Source organism: Ralstonia sp. ASV6 (genome assembly GCF_016429285.1).
GTDB lineage: Bacteria > Pseudomonadota > Gammaproteobacteria > Burkholderiales > Burkholderiaceae > Ralstonia > Ralstonia flaminis.
Map to the genome: position 1 here is coordinate 19,050 of NZ_JAELUI010000015.1, position 19,628 is coordinate 38,677.

The 19,628-nt window shown below is 64.6% G+C and carries 20 protein-coding genes; 11 read left to right on the top strand and 9 right to left on the bottom strand.

Annotated features, from left to right (window positions below):
* The first annotated feature begins 33 nt into the window (after positions 1-33).
* Complete coding sequence (locus JHD73_RS04405) at positions 34-513, top strand: disulfide bond formation protein B (RefSeq protein ID WP_199028161.1); 480 nt, start codon at positions 34-36, stop codon at positions 511-513.
* 16 nt (positions 514-529) lie between these two features.
* Positions 530-1,045: a DUF523 domain-containing protein gene (locus tag JHD73_RS04410; RefSeq protein ID WP_199028163.1), complete on the top strand. Its 516-nt coding sequence runs from the start codon at positions 530-532 to the stop codon at positions 1,043-1,045.
* Here JHD73_RS04410 and JHD73_RS04415 read toward each other — a convergent pair.
* Together JHD73_RS04415 and JHD73_RS04420 are read right to left on the bottom strand one after the other, a co-directional pair.
* Positions 1,028-2,146: a CaiB/BaiF CoA-transferase family protein gene (locus JHD73_RS04415; protein WP_199028165.1), complete on the bottom strand. Its 1,119-nt coding sequence runs from the start codon at positions 2,144-2,146 to the stop codon at positions 1,028-1,030. The two genes, JHD73_RS04410 and JHD73_RS04415, sit on opposite strands and share 18 nt — an antisense overlap.
* 44 nt (positions 2,147-2,190) lie before the next feature.
* Positions 2,191-4,128 carry an ATP-binding cassette domain-containing protein gene (locus tag JHD73_RS04420; protein WP_199028168.1) on the bottom strand — a complete coding sequence of 646 codons (1,938 nt, stop codon included), beginning with the start codon at positions 4,126-4,128 and terminating at the stop codon, positions 2,191-2,193.
* A 238-nt stretch (positions 4,129-4,366) separates the two neighbouring features.
* Between JHD73_RS04420 and JHD73_RS04425 the strand changes: the two genes are divergently transcribed.
* The 9 genes from JHD73_RS04425 (at position 4,367) to JHD73_RS04465 (ending at position 14,063) form a co-directional block, all read left to right on the top strand.
* A complete protein-coding gene (locus JHD73_RS04425) occupies positions 4,367-5,359 on the top strand; it encodes a MurR/RpiR family transcriptional regulator (RefSeq protein ID WP_199028170.1) in 993 nt (330 codons plus the stop codon).
* 17 nt (positions 5,360-5,376) lie between these two features.
* Positions 5,377-6,339 (top strand): isoaspartyl peptidase/L-asparaginase family protein, encoded by a 963-nt coding sequence (locus JHD73_RS04430; protein WP_199028172.1) that lies wholly within the window; start codon positions 5,377-5,379, stop codon positions 6,337-6,339.
* 34 nt (positions 6,340-6,373) lie between these two features.
* Positions 6,374-8,254 carry a dipeptide ABC transporter ATP-binding protein gene (locus tag JHD73_RS04435; RefSeq protein WP_199028174.1) on the top strand — a complete coding sequence of 627 codons (1,881 nt, stop codon included), beginning with the start codon at positions 6,374-6,376 and terminating at the stop codon, positions 8,252-8,254.
* A gap of 50 nt (positions 8,255-8,304) precedes the next feature.
* Positions 8,305-9,858, top strand: coding sequence for a glutathione ABC transporter substrate-binding protein GsiB (gsiB, locus tag JHD73_RS04440; RefSeq protein WP_199028176.1), 1,554 nt, complete (start codon positions 8,305-8,307; stop codon positions 9,856-9,858).
* A gap of 70 nt (positions 9,859-9,928) precedes the next feature.
* Positions 9,929-10,852, top strand: coding sequence for a glutathione ABC transporter permease GsiC (gene gsiC / locus JHD73_RS04445; RefSeq protein ID WP_199028178.1), 924 nt, complete (start codon positions 9,929-9,931; stop codon positions 10,850-10,852).
* Between the two features lie 9 nt (positions 10,853-10,861).
* Positions 10,862-11,761: a glutathione ABC transporter permease GsiD gene (gsiD, locus tag JHD73_RS04450; protein WP_199028180.1), complete on the top strand. Its 900-nt coding sequence runs from the start codon at positions 10,862-10,864 to the stop codon at positions 11,759-11,761.
* Positions 11,762-11,777: 16 nt separating this feature from the next.
* Positions 11,778-12,803: a P1 family peptidase gene (locus JHD73_RS04455; protein ID WP_199028182.1), complete on the top strand. Its 1,026-nt coding sequence runs from the start codon at positions 11,778-11,780 to the stop codon at positions 12,801-12,803.
* Between the two features lie 4 nt (positions 12,804-12,807).
* Positions 12,808-13,623 carry a M55 family metallopeptidase gene (locus tag JHD73_RS04460; RefSeq protein ID WP_199028185.1) on the top strand — a complete coding sequence of 272 codons (816 nt, stop codon included), beginning with the start codon at positions 12,808-12,810 and terminating at the stop codon, positions 13,621-13,623.
* A 68-nt stretch (positions 13,624-13,691) separates the two neighbouring features.
* Positions 13,692-14,063 carry a chitin-binding domain-containing protein gene (locus tag JHD73_RS04465; RefSeq protein WP_199028188.1) on the top strand — a complete coding sequence of 124 codons (372 nt, stop codon included), beginning with the start codon at positions 13,692-13,694 and terminating at the stop codon, positions 14,061-14,063.
* 5 nt (positions 14,064-14,068) lie between these two features.
* Here JHD73_RS04465 and prmB read toward each other — a convergent pair whose 3' ends face one another.
* Genes prmB through dapC form a run of 7 tightly spaced genes read right to left on the bottom strand, consistent with a single transcriptional unit; the run spans position 14,069 to position 19,576 of the window.
* Entirely contained in the window at positions 14,069-14,971 is a 903-nt protein-coding gene (gene prmB / locus JHD73_RS04470) for a 50S ribosomal protein L3 N(5)-glutamine methyltransferase (RefSeq protein WP_199028191.1), read from the bottom strand.
* A gap of 7 nt (positions 14,972-14,978) precedes the next feature.
* Complete coding sequence (locus JHD73_RS04475) at positions 14,979-15,497, bottom strand: class IV adenylate cyclase (protein WP_199028193.1); 519 nt, start codon at positions 15,495-15,497, stop codon at positions 14,979-14,981.
* Between the two features lie 10 nt (positions 15,498-15,507).
* Positions 15,508-16,659, bottom strand: a complete 1,152-nt coding sequence (gene dapE, locus JHD73_RS04480) for a succinyl-diaminopimelate desuccinylase (RefSeq protein WP_199028195.1) — start codon at positions 16,657-16,659, stop codon at positions 15,508-15,510.
* A gap of 25 nt (positions 16,660-16,684) precedes the next feature.
* Positions 16,685-17,029: an arsenate reductase gene (locus JHD73_RS04485; RefSeq protein ID WP_199028197.1), complete on the bottom strand. Its 345-nt coding sequence runs from the start codon at positions 17,027-17,029 to the stop codon at positions 16,685-16,687.
* Positions 17,030-17,043: 14 nt separating this feature from the next.
* Positions 17,044-17,445 carry a hypothetical protein gene (locus JHD73_RS04490; RefSeq protein ID WP_199028199.1) on the bottom strand — a complete coding sequence of 134 codons (402 nt, stop codon included), beginning with the start codon at positions 17,443-17,445 and terminating at the stop codon, positions 17,044-17,046.
* A gap of 58 nt (positions 17,446-17,503) precedes the next feature.
* Positions 17,504-18,331: a 2,3,4,5-tetrahydropyridine-2,6-dicarboxylate N-succinyltransferase gene (gene dapD, locus JHD73_RS04495; RefSeq protein ID WP_199028201.1), complete on the bottom strand. Its 828-nt coding sequence runs from the start codon at positions 18,329-18,331 to the stop codon at positions 17,504-17,506.
* 45 nt (positions 18,332-18,376) lie between these two features.
* Entirely contained in the window at positions 18,377-19,576 is a 1,200-nt protein-coding gene (dapC, locus tag JHD73_RS04500) for a succinyldiaminopimelate transaminase (protein WP_199028203.1), read from the bottom strand.
* Positions 19,577-19,628 lie beyond the last annotated feature (52 nt).

The window sequence follows — 19,628 nt, forward strand, 5'->3', positions numbered from 1 at the left end:
TCTCTACGATCTTTCTCCTGATCTGACGCCGCCATGCAAGCCAATTCGCGCGCCTTTTTCCTGCTGATTGCCGTGATCTCCTTCGGGGTGGTCGGCTATGCGCTGTACCTGCAGCACGTAGAGGGGCTGCAGCCGTGTCCGCTGTGCATCCTGCAGCGGTTTGCGTTCCTCGGCATTGGGGTGTTTTCGCTGCTGGCGGCGTTGTCGTCTGCCACGCGGCTGCTGTGGCACGGACTGGGAATGCTGTCCGGGCTGGCCGGCCTCTGCGTGGCGGGGTACCACGTGTCGCTGCTGCTGAATCCGAAGGCAACGTGCGGTATTGACCCGATCGAAAACTGGGTCAACGCGCTGCCCACAGCCAAATGGCTGCCGCAGGTGTTCGAAGCAGATGGCCTGTGCGTCGGGCCGATGCCGCCGGTCTTTGGCGTGTCGGTGCCGGTGTGGTCGCTGATCTGGCTAGTGATTCTGTCGCTGACGCTGGTCGTGACGATGATTCGTCGCGAGCGTCGCTAAACCGGAGCGATCGACCGTGCAACGTGTCCTCGTCAGCGCGTGTCTGCTGGGCCAGCCGGTGCGCTATGACGGCGGTACGGTTGTCACCGAAGGCGGCATCCTGGCACGTTGGCAGATGGAAGGGCGCATCGTGCCGATGTGCCCAGAGATGGCCGGCGGTTTGCCAGTGCCGCGATTGCCGGCGGAAATCCATGGCGAGGGTGGCGGCGCTGCGGTTCTACGCGGGGCCGCCCGCGTGGTCGAGCACCACGGCCATGATGTGACGGATGCCTTTGTGCAGGGCGCGCAACGAGCCCTGGAGGCGGCGCGGGAAGCTGGCGTGCAGGTCGCCGTGCTGACCGAGCGCAGCCCTTCCTGCGGCTCCACGTTTCTCTACGACGGTACGTTCTCCAGCCAACTGCAACCCGGTGAAGGCGTGACCGCGGCGCTGCTGCGCCAGCACGGTATCCGCGTGTTCAGTCAACACCAGTTGGAAGAGGCAGCGCATCTGCTCGATGCGCTGGACCGTGCCGATTCAGTCGGCAAATCGTAGCGGCAAGGCGAGCTGCACAGGCTCGCCGTTCTCCTTCACCACGCTGTTGCGCTCGGTAAAGAGCGGATGCTGCAGGGCTTCCTCCATGCGCAGCACGGGCGTGACACAGCAATCGGCATCGGCAAAACGCGCTGTCCACTCAGCCTGTGTGGCGCTCAGGAACAGTGCGGCGAGTTCATCGTGGATGGCGCGTGCATCCTCACCGCCGACGCGCTGGCCGAGTGCCCAGTGCTTGTCTTTCCATTCGGGCTTGTCGAGCACATCGCACATTGTCTGCCAGAACTTCAGTTCGAGCGCGCCAACGGCCATGAAGCGATCATCTGCCGTGCGGTAGACGCCGTAGCACGGCACGCCGCCGTTGAGTAGATCCGCACCGGCCCGGCTCGCCTTGCCGCGCGTGCCGACGGCAAAGAACGCCATCAGGTTGTGCGCGAACACTGAGTCCGCCATCGACACGTCGACATAGCGGCCACGGCCGGTGGCGCGAGCATCCACCAGCGCGGCCAGGATGCCGACCACTGCCGTCAGTGCGCCGCCCAGCAGGTCGCCGATCTGCACGTTCGGGACGATGGGCGTGCCGTCCGCGCTGGCCAACTGGTCCAGCATGCCCGCATAGCCGACGTAGTTGATGTCATGGCCCGCTGCCTGTGCGAGCGGGCCGTCCTGGCCGTAGCCGCTGATGGAGCACATCACCAGCGCCGGGTTGGCGGCGCGCAGCGTCTCCCAGCCGACGCCGAGGCGCGCCATGACGCCGGGGCGGAAGCTCTCGATCAGTACATCGGCATGGCGCACGAGTTCGATGAGGGATTCGCGGTCTTCGGCAAGCTTCAGGTCGAGCCGCATTTCGGTCTTACCGCGATTGAGTGAGCGGAAGAACAGGCTCGGGCGTTCGGCTGCGCGGTCGGCGGGCGAGCGCATCATGTCGCGGGCGTAGTCGCCGGGGCCGGGGTCCTCGATCTTGATGATCTCGGCACCGAGATCGGCCAAGTGGCGCGTGGCGGCAGGGCCCGGCAGCAGGCGCGTGAGATCGAGCACGCGCACGCCGGCCAGCGGCTGGCGGGTGGAGCTGGCGGTGGCGGTGTCCGGCGACGGGGTTCTCATCAACAAGGTCTCCTAGGCCGGACGCCAGCGCGGACGTGCCGGATTTAACTGATCTGTTCGAGTTGTTCGTGCAGTTCGAGCCAGCGTTCTTCCAGCTGGTCGAGTTCGTTGTTGATCTCAGCCTGGCGGCGCAGGCTTTCCATCATGCGCGTCTTATTGGCGTCTTCATAGGCTGCGCCATCGGCCAGGAAGGCTTCGAGTTCGGCCTTTTCCTTCTGCAGCGGTGCCATGCGCTTTTCGATCGCATCGACGTTCTTCTGCAGCGGCTTGCGCAGCGCATTCAGGCGTTGGCGTTCAGCGGCTTCTTCGCGCTTCTGATCACGGCGGTTGGCGGCGGGCGCGCCATCTGCATCGGCCGACGCCGTTGGCGCACTGGCCGCCGCACGCTTGGCCGCGGCCTGCTTGAGCAGCCAGTCGCGGTAGTCGTCCAGATCGCCGTCGAATGGGGCGACGGTGCCTTGGCCCACCAGCAGGAACTGGTCGGTCGTGGCGCGCAGCAGGTGCCGATCGTGCGAGACGAGGATCAGCGTGCCGTCAAACTGGGCGAGCGCCATCGTCAGTGCCTCGCGCGTGTCGAGGTCCAGGTGGTTGGTCGGCTCGTCGAGCAGCAGCAGGTTGGGGCGCTGCCAGACGATGAGCGCGAGCGCCAGGCGTGCCTTTTCGCCGCCGGAGAACGGCTCAATGGGCGCGGTCGCCATGTCGCCGCGGAAGTTGAAGCTGCCGAGAAAGTCGCGCAGTTCCTGCTCGCGCACATCCGGCGCCAGGCGTGCCAGATGCAGCAGCGGCGAGGCGTGGTCGTCCAGCGTTTCCAGTTGGTGCTGCGCGAAGTAGCCGATCTGCAGGCCCTTGCCGCGGCGGATCGTGCCAGACAGCGGCGCGAGCGTCTCGGCCAGCGTTTTCACCAGCGTCGACTTGCCCTGGCCGTTGGCGCCCAGCAGGCCAATGCGCTGGCCGGTCTGGATCGAGAACGTCAGGTGCTTGAGGATGGTGATGGGCTGATCTTCGCTCGGCCCCGGGTAGCCACAATCGACGCCTTCAAACGTGAGCATCGGGTTCGGCGCCGCATCAGGCTCGCGGAACTCGAACGAGAAGCCGGCCGCCGCATGCACGGGCGCGAGGCGCTCCATACGCTCCAGCGCCTTGACACGGCTCTGTGCCTGCTTGGCCTTGCTGGCTTTGGCCTTGAAGCGCGTGATGAACGATTCCAGATGCGCGATCTGCTTCTGCTGGCGTGCGTAAGACGCTTCCTGCAGCGCCATCTGCTGCAGGCGCTGCGTCTCGAATTGCGTGTAGTTGCCGCCGTAGCGCTTGAGCTTCTGGTGCTCGATATGCAGCGTGACGTTGCATACGCCGTCGAGAAATTCGCGGTCGTGCGAGATCATCACCAGCGTGCCGGCATAGCGTGAGAGCCAGTCTTCCAGCCAGACCACGGCGTCCAAGTCCAGGTGGTTGGTCGGCTCATCGAGCAGCAGCAGGTCGGACGGGCACATCAGCGCCTGCGCCAGGTTCAGGCGCATGCGCCAGCCGCCGGAGAAGCTCGCCACCGGCTGCGTGGTCTGCGCCATCGTGAAGCCGAGGCCCAGCAGCAGGGACTGCGCGCGGGCCGGGGCGGTGTAGCCGTCGGCGTCAGCAAAGGCGGTGTGGGCTTCGGCCTGGGCATGACCGTCATGCGCGGCTTCTGCGGCGGCGAGGCGGCGTTCGATGTCGCGCAGGCGGGTGTCGCCGTCGAGCGTGTAGTCCAGCGCGCTGCGGTCGACCGCCGGCGTTTCCTGCGCCACGTGGGCGACTTGCCAGGTGGGCGGGATGGCGACCTCGCCGCCGTCGGCATGCAGTTCGCCGCGCAGCATCGAGAACAGCGTGGACTTGCCGCTGCCGTTGACGCCGACAAGGCCGACCCGTTCACCGGGGTTGAGTGTGGCGGTGGCATGGTCGAACAGCACCTTGGCGCCGCGCTGGAGGACGAGGTCGTCGAATCGGATCACGAAAAACTGCGCTTAGGACAATCGAAGAAGGGAGGGATTGTAGCGTGCTGCGGCGCACGATTCTGGCGCACCCTGCGCGTTTGGACAGGTGCATCGCACCATGAGGCAGCGGTGCCGGCCCGCAATCTGTGCACGCACTTTGGACCTAGGGAAAACCATAGGCCTTCGTGAAAGTTTTTTTCTTTACACGGTCGATTCGTGAAAATACATTTACACAAAATTTTCACGGCCCAGAACGATGGCGAAATCCACCAGCAAGCGTACGGATGTGTCGAAAGGCGCATTTGCTGCCGAAGCGACGGTCTCCGACCGCATTGCGGCCACGCTGGCTACGCTCACGCCCGCGCACCAGCGCATGGCGGAATATGTGCTGGCGAACCCGTTTCGTGCAGCCACCATGCGCATCGACGAATTTGCCGCCGCGGTGGAGATGTCGATTGCTACGGCCAACCGCTTTGCGCTGGCGCTGGGTTTTGACGGCTATCCGCAGTTCCGCGCGGGGCTGCTGCGCGGCTTTGAGGCAACGCTCGCACCGGTAGAGAAGCTGCGCCATGAACTGGCGCGTCCGGCCACCAGCGCGGAGATCTTTGCCGCGTCGCTTAACGAAGACATTGCCAACCTGGATGCCACGCGCCGCATGCTCGACCCCGCGGCCTGTGAGCGTGCGGTGGACGCCATTCTGGGCGCCCAGCGCATCTACGTGATGGGCTTTGGTGCGAGTGGCTATCTGGCGGGCTTGCTGCGCCACGGGCTGGATCTGTATTGCGACACGGTGATCTCCGTTTCGCAGCCGGGTGGGGCGTCGGATGCGGCGCGCCAACTGCGCAAGATCGGGCAGAAGGATCTGCTGATCGCCATCGCTTTCCCGCGCTATGCGGCGGACACGATCACCCTGGCCAAGCAGGCCGGCGATCAGGGGTGCCAGGTGCTGGCACTGACGGACGGTCCCACCTCGCCACTGGCACCGTTGGCCGACATCGCGCTGTATGCGCGTCCGGAGCGGCAGTTCTCGGCCACGTCCGACACGGCGGCTGTGGCGCTGTTCGAAGCGCTGTGCGGGGCGGTGGCACACCGGTCTGCGCATTCGCTGGAATCGGCCGAGCGCCTGACTGAATTTGTGCTGCCGTGGCTGCATACCGGCCAGGCTCCGCGCGCCAATGCTGCGCAAGGCAACGACGCGGCCAACGCCCCCACCACTCGACGCGGCCGCAAGCGCGCCGCTGAAAACTGATTTTCACCGAGCCACGCATGACCACGCCCATTCTTGCCATCCACGGTGGCGCCGGCACCATCACCCGCACGGCCATGAGCGCCGATAAGGAAGCCGCTTACCAGCAAGCACTCAACGACATCCTGGCAGCCGGCCAGCGCATCCTCGTTGATGGCGGCAGCGCGCTCGACGCCGTGACCGAAGCCGTGCGCCTGCTCGAAGAGTGCCCGCTGTTCAATGCCGGCAAGGGCGCCGTGCTGACCAGCGCCGGTACGTATGAACTCGATGCGTCGATCATGGACGGCGCCACGCTGGCCGCTGGCGCAGTGACATGCGTCAAGCGCCTGCGCAACCCGATCCTGGCCGCCCGCGCCGTGATGGAGCGCAGCGAGCACGTGCTGTTCACCTCCGAGGGCGCCGAAGCCTTCGCGCAGGCGCAGGGCCTCGAATTCGTTGAGCCCGACTACTACTACACCGAAGCGCGCTATGCCCAATGGCAGCGCGCCCGGCAGCAAGACGGCATGGCGCTGCTCGACCACGATGCAGCATCGCTCATGGCCAAGGAAAACGCGCCTATCGACCCAGACAACAAGTTCGGTACCGTGGGCGCCGTGGCGTGTGACGCGCAGGGCCGGCTGGCAGCCGCCACCTCCACCGGTGGTGTCACCAACAAGAAAGTTGGCCGCGTGGGCGATACGCCCATCGTCGGCGCGGGTTGTTTCGCCAACAACGTGGCCGCTGTGTCGTGCACCGGCACGGGCGAGATGTTCATCCGGGCCGTGGCCGCTTACGACGTGGCCGCACAGATGGAATACGCCGGCAAGTCGCTGGCCGACGCGAGCGACGACGTGGTCATGCGCAAGCTGATGGCCATCAACGGCCGCGGCGGGCTGATTGCCGTGGATGCGCAGGGCAACGTCGCCTTGCCGTTCAATACCGAAGGGATGTACCGCGGGTTCGCACGCGGCGCGCAAGCGCCTGTCGTGTCGATCTATCGGTAAGAAGCAGCTAAGCAGGTCAAGCAGGAGATTTGTCGTGACAGCAGCCAAACAGCACAGCGCCATTGCGATGCCGGATCAGCGCATCGTGCAGGTGCAGGACCTGAGCGTGCGCTTTGCCACCTCCGAGCGCGTGGTCGACGCGGTGCGCAACCTGTCGTTCCATGTGGACCGCGGCGAGACGCTGGCCGTGGTGGGTGAATCGGGTTCGGGCAAGTCGGTCACATCGCTGGCGCTGATGCGGCTGGTGGAGCACGGTGGCGGCAAGATCGTTGGCGGGCAGATGCACCTGCGCCGCCGCAGCGGCGAGGTGCTGGACCTGGCGAACGCCAGCCAGTCAGCCATGCGCGGCGTGCGCGGTGCCGATATCGCGATGATCTTCCAGGAGCCGATGACCTCGCTCAACCCGGTGTTTACCGTGGGCGAGCAGATTGCCGAGTCGATCCGCCTGCACCAGGGTAAGCCCGCCGGCGAGGCCAAGGCCGAGGCGCTGCGCATGCTTGAGCTGGTGCGCATTCCGGAAGCGCGCAACGTGCTGGGGCGTTATCCGCATCAACTGTCGGGTGGCATGCGCCAGCGTGTGATGATTGCGATGGCGCTGTCGTGCAAGCCGTCGTTGCTGATTGCAGATGAGCCGACCACCGCGCTGGACGTGACCATCCAGGCCGAAATCCTGCAACTGATCCGCGCGCTGCAGCAGGAGCTGCACATGGCCGTGGTGTTCATCACGCACGACATGGGTGTGGTGGCCGAAGTCGCCGACCGCGTGCTCGTCATGTACAAGGGCGACCGCGTGGAAGAAGGCCCGTCGGCCACCGTGTTTGCGCAGCCTGCGCATCCATACACGCGTGCGCTGTTGTCGGCCGTGCCACGTTTGGGCTCGATGGCGGGCACGGATGGTCCGGCGCGTTTTCCGCTGATGCGCGTGGATGGCACTGACATGGCGGTCGACACCACGCCGCAGCCGGCCGCGTCGCATGACGTACAACCCATTCTGCGCGTGCGAGACTTGGTCACGCGCTTTGACGTGCCCACGGGCATCTTCGGCCGCGTCACGCGCCGGGTGCATGCGGTGGAACAGGTCAGTTTTGATCTCTACCCTGGTGAGACGCTGGCACTGGTCGGCGAATCGGGCTGCGGCAAGTCGACGACGGGACGGTCGCTCTTGCGTCTGGTGGATAGCCAGAGCGGCAGCATTGAATTTGCCGGCCAGAACATCGGCGAGTTGAAGGGGCACGCGCTCCAGACGCTGCGCCGGAACATCCAGTTCATCTTCCAGGACCCATTCGCCTCGCTGGACCCGCGCGTGCCGGTCGGCTACTCCATCATGGAACCGCTGCTGGTGCACAAGGTGGCCTCCGGCAAGGAGGCACAGCAACGTGTGGAGTGGCTGCTCGACAAGGTGGGCCTGCAGGCCGCGCACGCCTCGCGCTATCCGCACGAGTTCTCGGGCGGGCAGCGTCAGCGCATCTGCATTGCGCGCGCGCTGGCGTTGAACCCGAAGGTGGTGATTGCCGATGAGTCGGTGTCCGCGCTGGATGTGTCCATTCAAGCGCAGATCGTCAACCTGATGCTCGATTTGCAGAAGGAATTTGGCGTCGCCTTCCTGTTCATCTCACACGACATGGCGGTGGTGGAGCGCATCAGCCACCGCGTGGCGGTGATGTACCTGGGCCAGATCGTCGAGATCGGCCCGCGCCGCGCGATCTTCGAGAGCCCGCAGCACCCGTACACCAAGAAGCTGATGTCAGCCGTGCCGATTGCGGACCCGGCACGCCGCCATCTGAAGCGCGAGCTCTCCACGCACGAAATCCCCAGCCCTATCCGTGCCATTGGCGATATGCCGGTGGTGCAACCGTTGGTGCAAGTGGCGCCAGACCACTTTGTTGCCCGCCATTCGATTGGCGGCGCGTATTGAAAGCAGTGACGAACGCAGTGAAGTCAGAAACTTCTTTGAGGAGGAAGGACATGTTCAATCGATTTGCATTCGCTCCACGCGCAGCGATGGTTGCCAGCGGCCTGGCCCTGGCGGCATTCACCATGCCGGCCTTTGCCGCCAAGGACGCCGTGATGGCGGTCTACTCGACCTTCACCACGATGGACCCGTACGACGCCAACGACACGCTGTCGTTCAGCGCGGCCAAGTCGTTCTATCAAGGCCTGTTCGGCTTCGACAAGGACATGAAGCTGGTCAACGTGCTGTGCGACAGCTACGAAGTCAGCAAGGACGGTTTGGTCTACACGTTCAAGCTGCACAAGGGCGTGAAGTTCCACGACGGCACCACGTTTGACGCCAACGCCGTCAAGGCCAACCTTGACCGCGTGACCGACCCGGCCAACAAGCTCAAGCGCTTCGTGCTGTTCAACCGGGTGGCCAAGACCGAGGTGGTGGACCCGTACACCGCGCGCGTGACGCTCAAGGAGCCGTTCTCGCCGTTCATCAACGTGCTGGCGCACCCGTCGGCGGCGATGATCTCGCCCACCGCGCTTAAAAAATATGGCAAGGACATCGCTTTCCATCCGGTCGGCACCGGCCCGTTCGAGTTTGTCGAGTGGAAGCAGACCGACTACCTGAAGGGCAAGAAGTTTGACGGCTACTGGAAGCACGGCCTGCCGAAGATCGACACCATCACCTGGAAGCCGGTGGTCGACAACAACACCCGCGCCACCGTCATGCAAACGGGCGAAGCGGACTTCGCCTTCACCATTCCGTTTGAGCAGGCAGCCGTGCTCAAGGGCAACGCGAAGGTGGACCTGATTGCCGCGCCGTCGATCATCCAGCGTTATGTCAGCTTCAACACCCACGTGAAGCCGTTCGACAACCCGAAGGTGCGTCAGGCCATCAACTACGCCATCAACAAGGACGCGCTGACCAAGGTGGCCTTCTCGGGCTATGCCGTGCCGGCTGAAGGCGTGGTGCCTTCGGGCGTGGATTACGCCGTCAAGCTGGGCCCGTGGCCTTACAACCCGGCCAAGGCGAAAGAGCTGCTGAAGGAAGCGGGCTACCCGAACGGCTTTGAGACGCAACTGTGGTCGGCATACAACCACACCACTGCGCAGAAGATCATCCAGTTCGTGCAGCAGCAGCTTGCGCAAGTCGGCATCAAGGCGTCGGTGCTGGCGCTGGAAGCCGGCCAGCGCGTCGAGCGCGTGGAAAGCGTGCCGACCCCGGATCAGGCAGGCGTGCGCATGTACTACACGGGCTGGTCGTCGTCGACGGGCGAATCCGACTGGGCGCTGCGTCCGCTGCTGGCTTCCGAAGCCATGCCGCCCAAGTCGTTCAACACCGCGTACTACAAGAACGACCAGGTCGACGCCGACATCGCCGGTGCCCTGCGCACGACCGACCGCGCCGAGAAGTCCAAGCTCTACACCGATGCACAGAAGCGTATCTGGGAAGACGCACCCTGGGCCTTCCTGGTGACGGAAAAGATCGTCTACGCACGTTCCAAGCGCCTGTCGGGCGCCTACGTGGCACCGGACGGCTCGTTCAGCTTCGACGACATCGACATCAAGCAGTAAGCCTTATTGCTGTACCGGCCCGCGCAGCAGTTGCGCGGGCTGCTGAATTTCCGCCTGCGGTGGATTTGCCATGCTGAACTACTTCATTAAACGTGTGCTGGGCGTGATCCCGACACTGCTGATCGTGGCAGTGCTGGTGTTCCTGTTCGTGCACCTGTTGCCGGGTGACCCGGCGCGACTGGCCGCTGGCCCCGAGGCCGACGAGGTGACGATCGACCTGGTGCGCAAGGACCTGGGCCTGGACAAGCCAATGCCCGAGCAGTTCGTGCGCTTCTTCACCAATGCGCTGCGTGGCGAGTTCGGCAACTCGATCCGCACCAAGCGCCCGGTGAGCGAAGAAATTGGCGAACGCTTCTGGCCGACGCTCAATCTGACGATCGCCAGCATGGTGTGGGCGGTGATCTTTGGCATGGTGATCGGTATCACGTCCGCCGTGTGGCGCAACAAGTGGCCCGACCGCCTTGGCATGACACTGGCCGTTTCGGGCATTTCGTTTCCTGCCTTTGCGCTGGGCATGCTGCTGATGGAGGTGTTCTCGGTGCAGCTCGGCTGGCTGCCGTCCATCGGGGCGGATAGCTGGAAGCACTACATCCTGCCGTCGCTCACGCTGGGCGCTGCGGTGGCCGCCGTGATGGCGCGTTTTACCCGCGCATCGTTTGTCGAAGTGCTGCAGGAAGATTTCGTGCGTACTGCCCGCGCCAAGGGCGTGCGTGAGACGGTGGTGGTCATCAAGCATTGCCTGCGCAACGCGATGATTCCGGTGGTGACCATGATGGGCCTGCAGTTCGGCTTCCTGCTGGGCGGCTCGATCGTGGTGGAAAAGGTGTTCAACTGGCCGGGCCTTGGGCGCTTGCTGGTGGATGCGGTGGAAATGCGCGACTACCCGGTCATCCAGGCCGAGGTGCTGCTGTTCTCGCTGGAGTTCATCCTGATCAACCTGGTGGTGGACATGCTGTACACCGTGATCAACCCGACCATCCGCTACAAGAAGTAAGGGGCCATCATGACGCAGGCATCCAATCCGGCAATCGCCGCACAAGCCGCCACTGAACCTGTCCGCACCCCGTGGACAGAGTTCTGGCGCAAGTTCCGCAAACAGCATCTGGCGATGGGTGCCGGTGTGTTCGTGATCGCGTTGGTGTTGATCGCCATCCTCGCGCCGCACATCGTGCCGTTCGATCCGGAAAACTATTTCGACTACGACGCGCTCAACGCTGGGCCGTCGGCGCAGCATTGGTTTGGCGTCGATTCGCTGGGCCGTGACATCTTCAGCCGCATCCTGATGGGCACGCGCATCTCGCTGGAAGCGGGCTTCGTGTCGGTCATCATCGGCGCCATCATTGGCACCGTGCTTGGCCTGCTGGCCGGTTATTACGAAGGGTGGTGGGATCGCATCGTCATGCGCATCTCCGACGTGCTGTTCGCCTTCCCTGGCATTCTGCTGGCCATCGGTATTGTGGCCATCCTGGGCAACGGCATGATCAACGTGATCTTTGCCGTGGCGGTGTTCAGCATTCCTGCGTTTGCGCGGCTGGTGCGCGGCAACACGCTCATGCTTAAGCACCTGACCTATGTGGAAGCCGCTCGCAGCATCGGCGCATCGGACTGGACCATCATCATGCGGCACATCCTGCCGGGCACGATCTCGTCCATCGTCGTGTATTTCTCAATGCGGATCGGCACGTCGATCATCACCGCCGCTAGCCTGTCGTTCCTGGGGCTGGGTGCACAGCCGCCCACGCCGGAGTGGGGCGCGATGCTCAACGAAGCGCGCGCCGACATGGTGACGGCACCGCACGTGGCGATCTTCCCGAGCCTGGCCATCTTCCTGACCGTGCTGGCGTTCAACCTGCTGGGCGACGGCCTGCGCGATGCGCTGGACCCGAAGATCGACCGCCGCTGATCGTTGACGTGCTGCTATGCCCCTGAGCCTTCCGCACATCGGCGCGCTGCCGACTGGCGCACGCAACAACATCTCCGACGTGGCTGGCGTGACCGTGGGTCATGCCACGCTTGCCGGCGGCGACATCCAGACCGGCGTGACCGTGGTACGCCCGCATGCCCGTGACCCGTTCGTCGACAAGGTGCCCGCGGCATGCGCCGTCATCAACGGCTTTGGCAAGAGCGTCGGCCTCGTGCAGGTGGAAGAACTGGGTGTCCTGGAAACCCCGATCGCGCTGACCAACACGTTTGCCGTGGGAGCCGTGGCGCAGGCGCAGATCCGCCAGGCCGTTGCGGCCAATCCGCAGATCGGGCGCGCGTGGTCTACCGTCAATCCGCTCGTTTTCGAATGCAACGACGGCTACCTGAACGACCTGCAGGCGTTTGCCTTGCAAGACGTGCATTACGACGTGGCCTACGCTGCGGCAGGCGAGACATTCGAGCAGGGCGCAGTTGGTGCGGGGCGCGGGATGTCGTCGTTCGGCGTGAAGGGCGGCATTGGCTCTGCCTCGCGCGTGGCGACGCTGGCCGACGGCACGCAACGCACGGTCGGTGCGCTGGTACTCTCCAACTTTGGCGTGACGGAAAACTTGACGCTGGCGGGGCGCCATGTCGGCTCAGATCTGGCAAAGGCGATCGCTGCTGCCGCACCCGAGCCCGAGAAGGGCTCGATCATCATGCTGCTGGCCACCGACGCGCCGCTCGACGCGCGTCAGTTGCGCCGCCTTGCCTTGCGCGCGGGCGCGGGGCTGGCACGTACCGGCTCGGTGTTCGGCCACGGTAGTGGCGATATCGCGCTGGCGTTCTCCACGGCCTACACCGTGCCGCACCAAGGTACGCGTACCATGCCCGCCATCGCCATGACGCATGAATCGCACCTCGATCCGCTGTTCCAGGCCGCCGCCGACAGCGTAGAGCAGGCCATCGTGCACGCGCTCTTCCATGCAGAAGCTGTAACCGGCCGCGACGGTCATACCCGTCGCGCCCTGACCGATTTACTCTGACCTCATGCGCATCCTGATTTCCGCCGACATCGAAGGCGTGGCTAACGTGTTCCACCCCGAGCAGACGCGTGCCGGCAATGGCGAATACGAGCGCGCCCGCCGCTGGATGACCGCCGAGGCCGATGCGGCAGTGCGCGGCGCCTTTGATGGCGGTGCCACCGACGTGCTCGTCAACGACTCGCATGGCGGTTTCCGCAACCTGATCCCCGATTCGATCGACCGCCGCGCACGCTTCGTGCTCGGCAAGCCGCGCTACCTGAGCATGATGGCCGGCGTGGACGGCTGCGACGCCGTCTGCATGATCGGCTACCACGCCCGTGCCGGCAGCCGTGGCGTGCTGGCGCATACCATCAACAGCTTCGCGTTCACGCGGGTCTGGTTCAACGAACAGGAACTGGGCGAGGCGGGCATCTACGGTGCACTCGCCGGAGAGCGTGGTGTGCCCGTGGCCGTGGCCAGCGGTGACAATGTCTTCATCCAGGAGACCCAGCCGCTGTTCCCGCACACGATCTTTGTCGAAACCAAGCGAGCCGAGGGGCAGAATGCCGGCACATCACTGTCGCCCGAGCAGTCGTGCGATGCGATTTACGCAGCAGTGAAGGCCTCGGTGCAGCGTGGTCACTTCGGCATGCCGTTCCGCATCGCACAGCCCGTCGTTTGCCGCCTGCAGACGCAGACGCCCGCATTGGCCGATCTGTTCTGCCAATGGCCCGCTATGGAACGACTGGACGGCACGATGCTGCGTTTCGCAGCGGACTCTGTTGAGCACGCAGTGCGCATGCTCAACAGCCTGTCTGCCATGTCAGCCATGCTGCGCTAAAAGGAAGCATTGCGACCGGACGCTGGCAGCGTCAAACTTCAGGAATGAGGTTCCCGAAGGAGATTGCCATGACCCGTGCGCTCACGCTTTGCACGTTGCTGTGCGCGTTTGCGCTGGCGGCCTGCGACCGTCACCCGTCCAGCCCGCCTACGCCACAGACGACGCAGACCGAGCAGCCCACAAAGGCCGCCCTGGACGCAGCCGCGTTGACCAAAGCGGCATCCGAGTTCAAATGCCCCGCACCGTCTCGCCGCTTCCTGGTGGACGACGGCACCAACCGTGGCCCCAACCAGCCCGTGCGCAACAATTGCACGCGGGCCTATGCCACCTGCGATGCCCAATCGCAAGCCACCCTCGACCACTGCCCGAGCGGTCAAGTGTTCGACAAGCGTTTCGGCATCTGCGTCGTGAAAGACGCCTGTGATGAGGTGTCGTCCTAGCCGAGTTACAGCGCCTCGCGGGTGACCAGGAATACCTGGTCCTCGCCCGCGCTTGTCGGCAGCCAGACCAGGTCCAGATCGGGGAAGGCGCGCTCGACGTTCTCGCGCTCATTGCCAATCTCCACCACCAGCACGCCGTGCGGCTTCAGGTGGCGAGGCGCGTCGGCCAGGATGCGACGTACGATATCCATGCCATCGTTGCCGCCGGCCAGGGCCATGTGCGGCTCGGCGCGGTACTCGGGCGGCAGCGCCTGCATCGAGGTTTCGTTCACATACGGCGGATTGGTCAGGATCACGTCGTAGTGCACGCCCGGGGGCAGTGGTGCATACAGGTCGCCTTCATGCAGGCGGATGCGATCTTCCAGCTTGTAATCGTCGACGTTGCGGTTGGCCACCACCAGCGCGTCTGGCGATAGGTCCACCGCGTCGATCGTTGCATTCGGCCACTGCAGCGCCGCCAGGATCGACAGGCAGCCGGAACCGGTGCACAGCTCCAACACATCGGTCGGGCCGTCTTCCTGGTCGATCCACGGTTCCAGGCCGTCTTCCAGCAACTCGCCGATGAAGCTGCGCGGCACGATCACGCGTTCGTCCACGTAGAAGCGCATGCCATGCATGAACGCCTCGTGCGTGATGTAGGCAGCGGGCACGCGGTCGACGGCGCGGCGCTCGATCACCTTCAGCACGGCGGCCACTTCTTCGGGCAGCAGGCGTGCGTCCAGGAACGGCTCCAGCGTGTCGATCGGCAAGTGCAGCGTGTGCAGGATCAGGTAGGCCGCTTCGTCGTAGGCGTTCTCGCTGCCGTGGCCGAAGACGAGGCCCGCGGCGGTGAAGCGCGATACGGCGTAGCGCAGCAGGTCGCGCACCGTGGTGAACGGGTGGGAAGCGGGCAGGGTGTGGGCGGTCATGTTCGGCTCAATGTGGTTTGGCGGCGAGCAGGTCGACGTAGGCAACGTCGAGCAAGTCGGTTTCGGCAATGCCGAGAGATTGCATCAGTTGGAGGGCGATGGCCACGCCGTCATCTTCAGATTGGTCATCGCGCAGCACGACTTCGAGTTCGACGAAATCGCCGAGATTTTTGACGGCATCGACATGGATGCGCGTCTGCCCGGCGAGATACAACTGACGCACCTTGATGACGCGGCCGGCGGTGCCGATGGCGGCGGCCAGCGTGTCGCGCAAGGCATCGGGCGCGGCCGTTGGCACGATGTGGTAGCTCGACACGCGCGGCCCCGCGCTGTTGGCGCGGAAGTAGTGGATCAGCTCACCGCGCTCGGCCGAGAACTGCCGCAGCTTCAGGCGCCCGTTCGCGCAGGCGAAGAACGTGTCGTCCTGATCGATGCGCTCGGGGCCGGAATCGGCAATGGCGGCGGCGCGTTCCAGCAGCGCCGCCACGTCGCGCACGCGTGCCTTGATCTCGACGTTGCGGGCCATGGGTGGAGACTCAGGCGATCAGCGTTTCCAGCACGCGGCGATACACGTTCTTCAGGGGCTCGATGAAGGCCACTTCCACGTGTTCGTCGATCTTGTGGATGCTCGCGTTCGGCGGGCCGAATTCGATCACCTGCGGACAGATCTTGGCGATGAAGCGGCCGTCGGAGGTGCCGCCAGTGGTCGACAGTTCGGTCGTCACGCCGCACTCGGCCTGGATGGCGGAAGCGAGTGCTTCGGACAGCTCGCCGCGCTCGGTCAGGAAGGGCTCGCCGCCCAGCGTCCAGTCGATTTTGTAGTCGAGGCCATGCGCATCGAGGATGCCGTGCACGCGCGCCTTCAGGCCGTCCGGCGTGCTGGCGGTCGAGAAGCGGAAGTTGAAGTCGATGGTGACGTGACCCGGGATCACGTTGGTCGCGCCCGTGCCGCCGTGGATGTTCGACATCTGCCACGTGGTCGGCGGGAAGTACGCATTGCCGTCGTCCCACTTGGCGGCGGCCAGTTCGGCCAGTGCGGGGGCGGCCAGGTGGATCGGGTTCTTGGCCAGATGCGGATACGCGATGTGGCCCTGCACGCCATTCACCGTGAGCTTGCCCGACAGCGAGCCGCGTCGCCCGTTCTTGACCATGTCGCCGAGCGTGGACACCGAAGTCGGCTCCCCGACCACGCAGTAGTCCAGGCGCTCGCCGCGTGTGCGCAGCAGGTCGCACACTTTGACGGTGCCGTCGTGCGCCGGGCCTTCTTCGTCGCTGGTGATCAGGAAGCCGATCGAGCCAGCATGGTCCGGATGCTTGGCGACGAATTCTTCCGAAGCGACCACGAAGCCCGCGATGGACGTCTTCATGTCCGCCGCACCGCGCGCGTAGAGCTTGCCGTCACGATGCGTGGGCTCGAACGGGTCGGAGTGCCATTGCTCGACGGGGCCAGTGGGTACCACGTCAGTGTGGCCTGCAAAGACGAGCAGCTTGCCCTCGGTGCCTGCGCGGCCGCGCTTGACGGCCCACAGGTTGGTCACGCGAAAGTGGTCCGGGCCGCTGACCACGGTTTCGCATTCGAAGCCGGCGGCGGTCAGGCGTTCGATCAGCACGTCCTGGCAGCCTTTGTCTTCGGGCGTGACGGAGCGGCGGCGGATCAGGTCTTCAGTGAGGGCAAGCGTAGGCTGCATGACAGTGACGGTGTTGTCGTTATTGTTAGAACAGGTTGGCGTACTGATCAGCCGAGAACCCGACGTTGACGCTTTTGCCGTGCACCAGCACCGGCCGCTTGATGAGCGACGGGTTGGCCTGCATGAGCGCAATCGCGCCGGTTTCATCTTCAGCGCGGGCCTTGTCGGCATCCGACAGTGCGCGCCACGTGGTGCCCTTGCGGTTGAGCAGCGTCGTGAGCGGCACGTGCCTGAGCCAGCCGGCCAGCATGTCGGCGCTCACGCCTTGCTTCTTGAAATCGTGGAAGGTGTAGGCAACGCCGTTCGATTCGAGCCACGTGCGGGCTTTCTTCACGGTGTCGCAGTTGGGAATGCCGTGCAGGGTCGTCATGGTGGAATTCGAGATCAGTGTCGAGAGGCTTGCTGTGCGATGACGAGTGCAGCGATTGCCAGCGCAAAGCCGATGGACGCCAGCCACGTCATGCGCTTGAGACGGCGTTCGAGCCGCGCGGCTTCATCGCGCAGGGCGTCGATGGTGATGGCGTGTTGCTCGGCCAGCAGTTTGACGGACTCGGCTTGCTGCAGGATCGCGGCTTCCAGCTCGGCAATCCGGGTATTGGGGTCGGGCGCGGCACCATCCGCACGAGCGGGTTCGGTGCCGGCTTTCTTGCGGTTCTTGAACTTGTCGATGGTCTTGTTGGCCTGCTCCAGGATGGTGGGCAGCAAGGACAAGACGGTACCGATGGTGTTCGGATCAAGACCCATGATGCGTTGGCGCAGTTTGCCGAAGCGATTCGGTTCAGACATGCTGCGTTCAGGTTGGTTGGCGTGCCGGTGAGACTACACGACACGCCAGCCGTTCAGCTTAGTCGCCGCGCAGCAGCTCGTTCAGGCCAACCTTGGCGCGCGTCTTGGCATCGACCTTCTTAACGATCACGGCGCAGTACAGGCTGTGCGTGCCATCCTTGCTCGGCAGGTTGCCCGCCACCACCACCGAGCCCGCCGGGATGCGGCCGTAGCTGACTTCACCGGTTTCGCGGTCGTAGATCTTGGTCGATTGACCCAGGTACACGCCCATCGAGATCACCGAGTTTTCTTCAATGATCACGCCTTCCACCACTTCCGAACGTGCGCCGATGAAGCAGTTGTCTTCGATGATGACCGGGTTGGCCTGCAGCGGCTCCAGCACGCCGCCGATGCCCACGCCACCCGACAGGTGAACGTTCTTGCCGATCTGTGCGCACGAACCGACGGTGGCCCACGTGTCGACCATCGTGCCTTCATCCACATAGGCGCCGATGTTCACGTACGACGGCATCAGCACGGCGTTCTTGGCGATGAACGAGCCACGGCGTGCCACGGCCGGCGGCACCACTCGGAAGCCACCAGCGGCGAAATCTTCGGCCGTGTAGTTGGCGAACTTGCTCGGCACCTTGTCGTAGAACTGCGTGAAGCCGCCTGCAGCCATCGGCGCGTTGTCTTCCAGGCGGAACGACAGCAGCACGGCCTTCTTGATCCACTGGTTGACGACCCACTCGCCATCCTTCTTTTCGGCCACGCGCAGCGCGCCACGATCGAGCTGGCCGATCACATTGGCCACAGCTTCACGGATATCGGCCGGAGCGGCCTTGGGCGACAGGTTGGCGCGGTCTTCCCACGCTTGGTCGATCAGGGATTGCAGTTGTTGCGACATGGTCTTGTTGGCTCTCGAAGAGGAAACAGAAAACGGAAAAAAGGATCAGCGTTGCTGGCAGAACTCGACAATGCGGCGTGCGCCCTCCAGGCATTCGTCCACACCGGCCACCAGCGCGATACGCACGTAATCCTGGCCCGGGTTCGTGCCGTGCGCCTCGCGGGCGAGGTAGCTGCCCGGCAGCACGGCGACGTTCTTGGCGGCAAGCAATTGGCGCGCGAATTCGGTGTCCGACAGGCCCGTGCGCTTGACGTTGGCCCACAGGTAGAAGGCCGCGTCGGGCAGGGCCACGTCCAGTACTTCGGCCAGCATCGGGGTGACCTGCTGGAACTTCTTGACGTATTGCGCGCGGTTGTCGCGCACGTGGGTCTCGTCGTTCCACGCCGCGATGCTAGCGGATTGCACCGACGGGCTCATCGCGCTGCCGTGATACGTGCGATACAGCAGATAGGCCTTGAGCAGCTTGGCGTCCCCCGCCACGAAACCGGAGCGCATGCCCGGCACGTTGGAGCGCTTGGACAGGCTGGAGAACATCACCAACCGATCTAAGCCACGGCCGAGTTGATGCGCGGCCTGCAATGCGCCCAGCGGCGGGTTGGCCTCGTCGAAATAGATTTCGGAATAGCACTCGTCCGACGCGATGACGAAGCCGTATTCATCCGACAGCGCGAAGAGTTGCTTCCAGTCTTCCAGCGTGAGCACGGCACCGGTCGGGTTGCCGGGGCTGCACACGAAGACGAGCTGCACGTTGCGCCATTCTTCGGGCGTGATCGAATCGAAGTCGGGGGCGTAGTTGCGCGCCGGGTTGCTGTTGGCGAACAGCGGCGTCGCACCGGCCAGCAGCGCCGAGCCCTCGTAGATCTGATAGAACGGGTTCGGGCACAGCACACGTGCACCGGGCTTGCTGCCGTCGATGACGGTCTGGGCAAACGAGAACAGCGCCTCGCGTGAGCCGTTGACGGGGATGACTTCCGTGGCCGGGTCGACCTTCGGGAGCCCGTAGCGGCGCTCCAGCCACGCGGCGATGCACTGTCGCAGTGCATCGGAACCGAGGGTCGTGGGATAATTCGCCAGCCCGCCGAGCGCGGCAACCAGCGCATCTTTCACCAATGCCGGCGTCGGGTGCTTGGGCTCGCCGATGCCGAAGCTGATTGGCGTATGGACGGCGCTAGGCGTCACGTCCTTGACGAGCGCTTTCAGTTTCTCGAACGGATACGGCTGCAGGGCAGACAGGCGCGGATTCACAGTGCTGGGCGGGTTAGGTGGGCAAGCTCGGCGCTTGCGGGCGGAGCCCGAA

What these genes read in the sequence shown, in the direction of transcription:
- JHD73_RS04405 (WP_199028161.1), top strand. Translation starts at nt 34, where the DNA reads ATGCAAGCCAATTCGCGCGCCTTTTTCCTGCTGATTGCCGTGATCTCC.
- JHD73_RS04415 (WP_199028165.1), bottom strand. Translation starts at nt 2,146, where the DNA reads ATGAGAACCCCGTCGCCGGACACCGCCACCGCCAGCTCCACCCGCCAG.
- JHD73_RS04425 (WP_199028170.1), top strand. Translation starts at nt 4,367, where the DNA reads ATGGCGAAATCCACCAGCAAGCGTACGGATGTGTCGAAAGGCGCATTT.
- JHD73_RS04430 (WP_199028172.1), top strand. Translation starts at nt 5,377, where the DNA reads ATGACCACGCCCATTCTTGCCATCCACGGTGGCGCCGGCACCATCACC.
- gsiB (WP_199028176.1), top strand. Translation starts at nt 8,305, where the DNA reads ATGTTCAATCGATTTGCATTCGCTCCACGCGCAGCGATGGTTGCCAGC.
- gsiC (WP_199028178.1), top strand. Translation starts at nt 9,929, where the DNA reads ATGCTGAACTACTTCATTAAACGTGTGCTGGGCGTGATCCCGACACTG.
- gsiD (WP_199028180.1), top strand. Translation starts at nt 10,862, where the DNA reads ATGACGCAGGCATCCAATCCGGCAATCGCCGCACAAGCCGCCACTGAA.
- JHD73_RS04455 (WP_199028182.1), top strand. Translation starts at nt 11,778, where the DNA reads ATGCCCCTGAGCCTTCCGCACATCGGCGCGCTGCCGACTGGCGCACGC.
- JHD73_RS04460 (WP_199028185.1), top strand. Translation starts at nt 12,808, where the DNA reads ATGCGCATCCTGATTTCCGCCGACATCGAAGGCGTGGCTAACGTGTTC.
- JHD73_RS04465 (WP_199028188.1), top strand. Translation starts at nt 13,692, where the DNA reads ATGACCCGTGCGCTCACGCTTTGCACGTTGCTGTGCGCGTTTGCGCTG.
- prmB (WP_199028191.1), bottom strand. Translation starts at nt 14,971, where the DNA reads ATGACCGCCCACACCCTGCCCGCTTCCCACCCGTTCACCACGGTGCGC.
- JHD73_RS04475 (WP_199028193.1), bottom strand. Translation starts at nt 15,497, where the DNA reads ATGGCCCGCAACGTCGAGATCAAGGCACGCGTGCGCGACGTGGCGGCG.
- dapE (WP_199028195.1), bottom strand. Translation starts at nt 16,659, where the DNA reads ATGCAGCCTACGCTTGCCCTCACTGAAGACCTGATCCGCCGCCGCTCC.
- JHD73_RS04485 (WP_199028197.1), bottom strand. Translation starts at nt 17,029, where the DNA reads ATGACGACCCTGCACGGCATTCCCAACTGCGACACCGTGAAGAAAGCC.
- JHD73_RS04490 (WP_199028199.1), bottom strand. Translation starts at nt 17,445, where the DNA reads ATGTCTGAACCGAATCGCTTCGGCAAACTGCGCCAACGCATCATGGGT.
- dapD (WP_199028201.1), bottom strand. Translation starts at nt 18,331, where the DNA reads ATGTCGCAACAACTGCAATCCCTGATCGACCAAGCGTGGGAAGACCGC.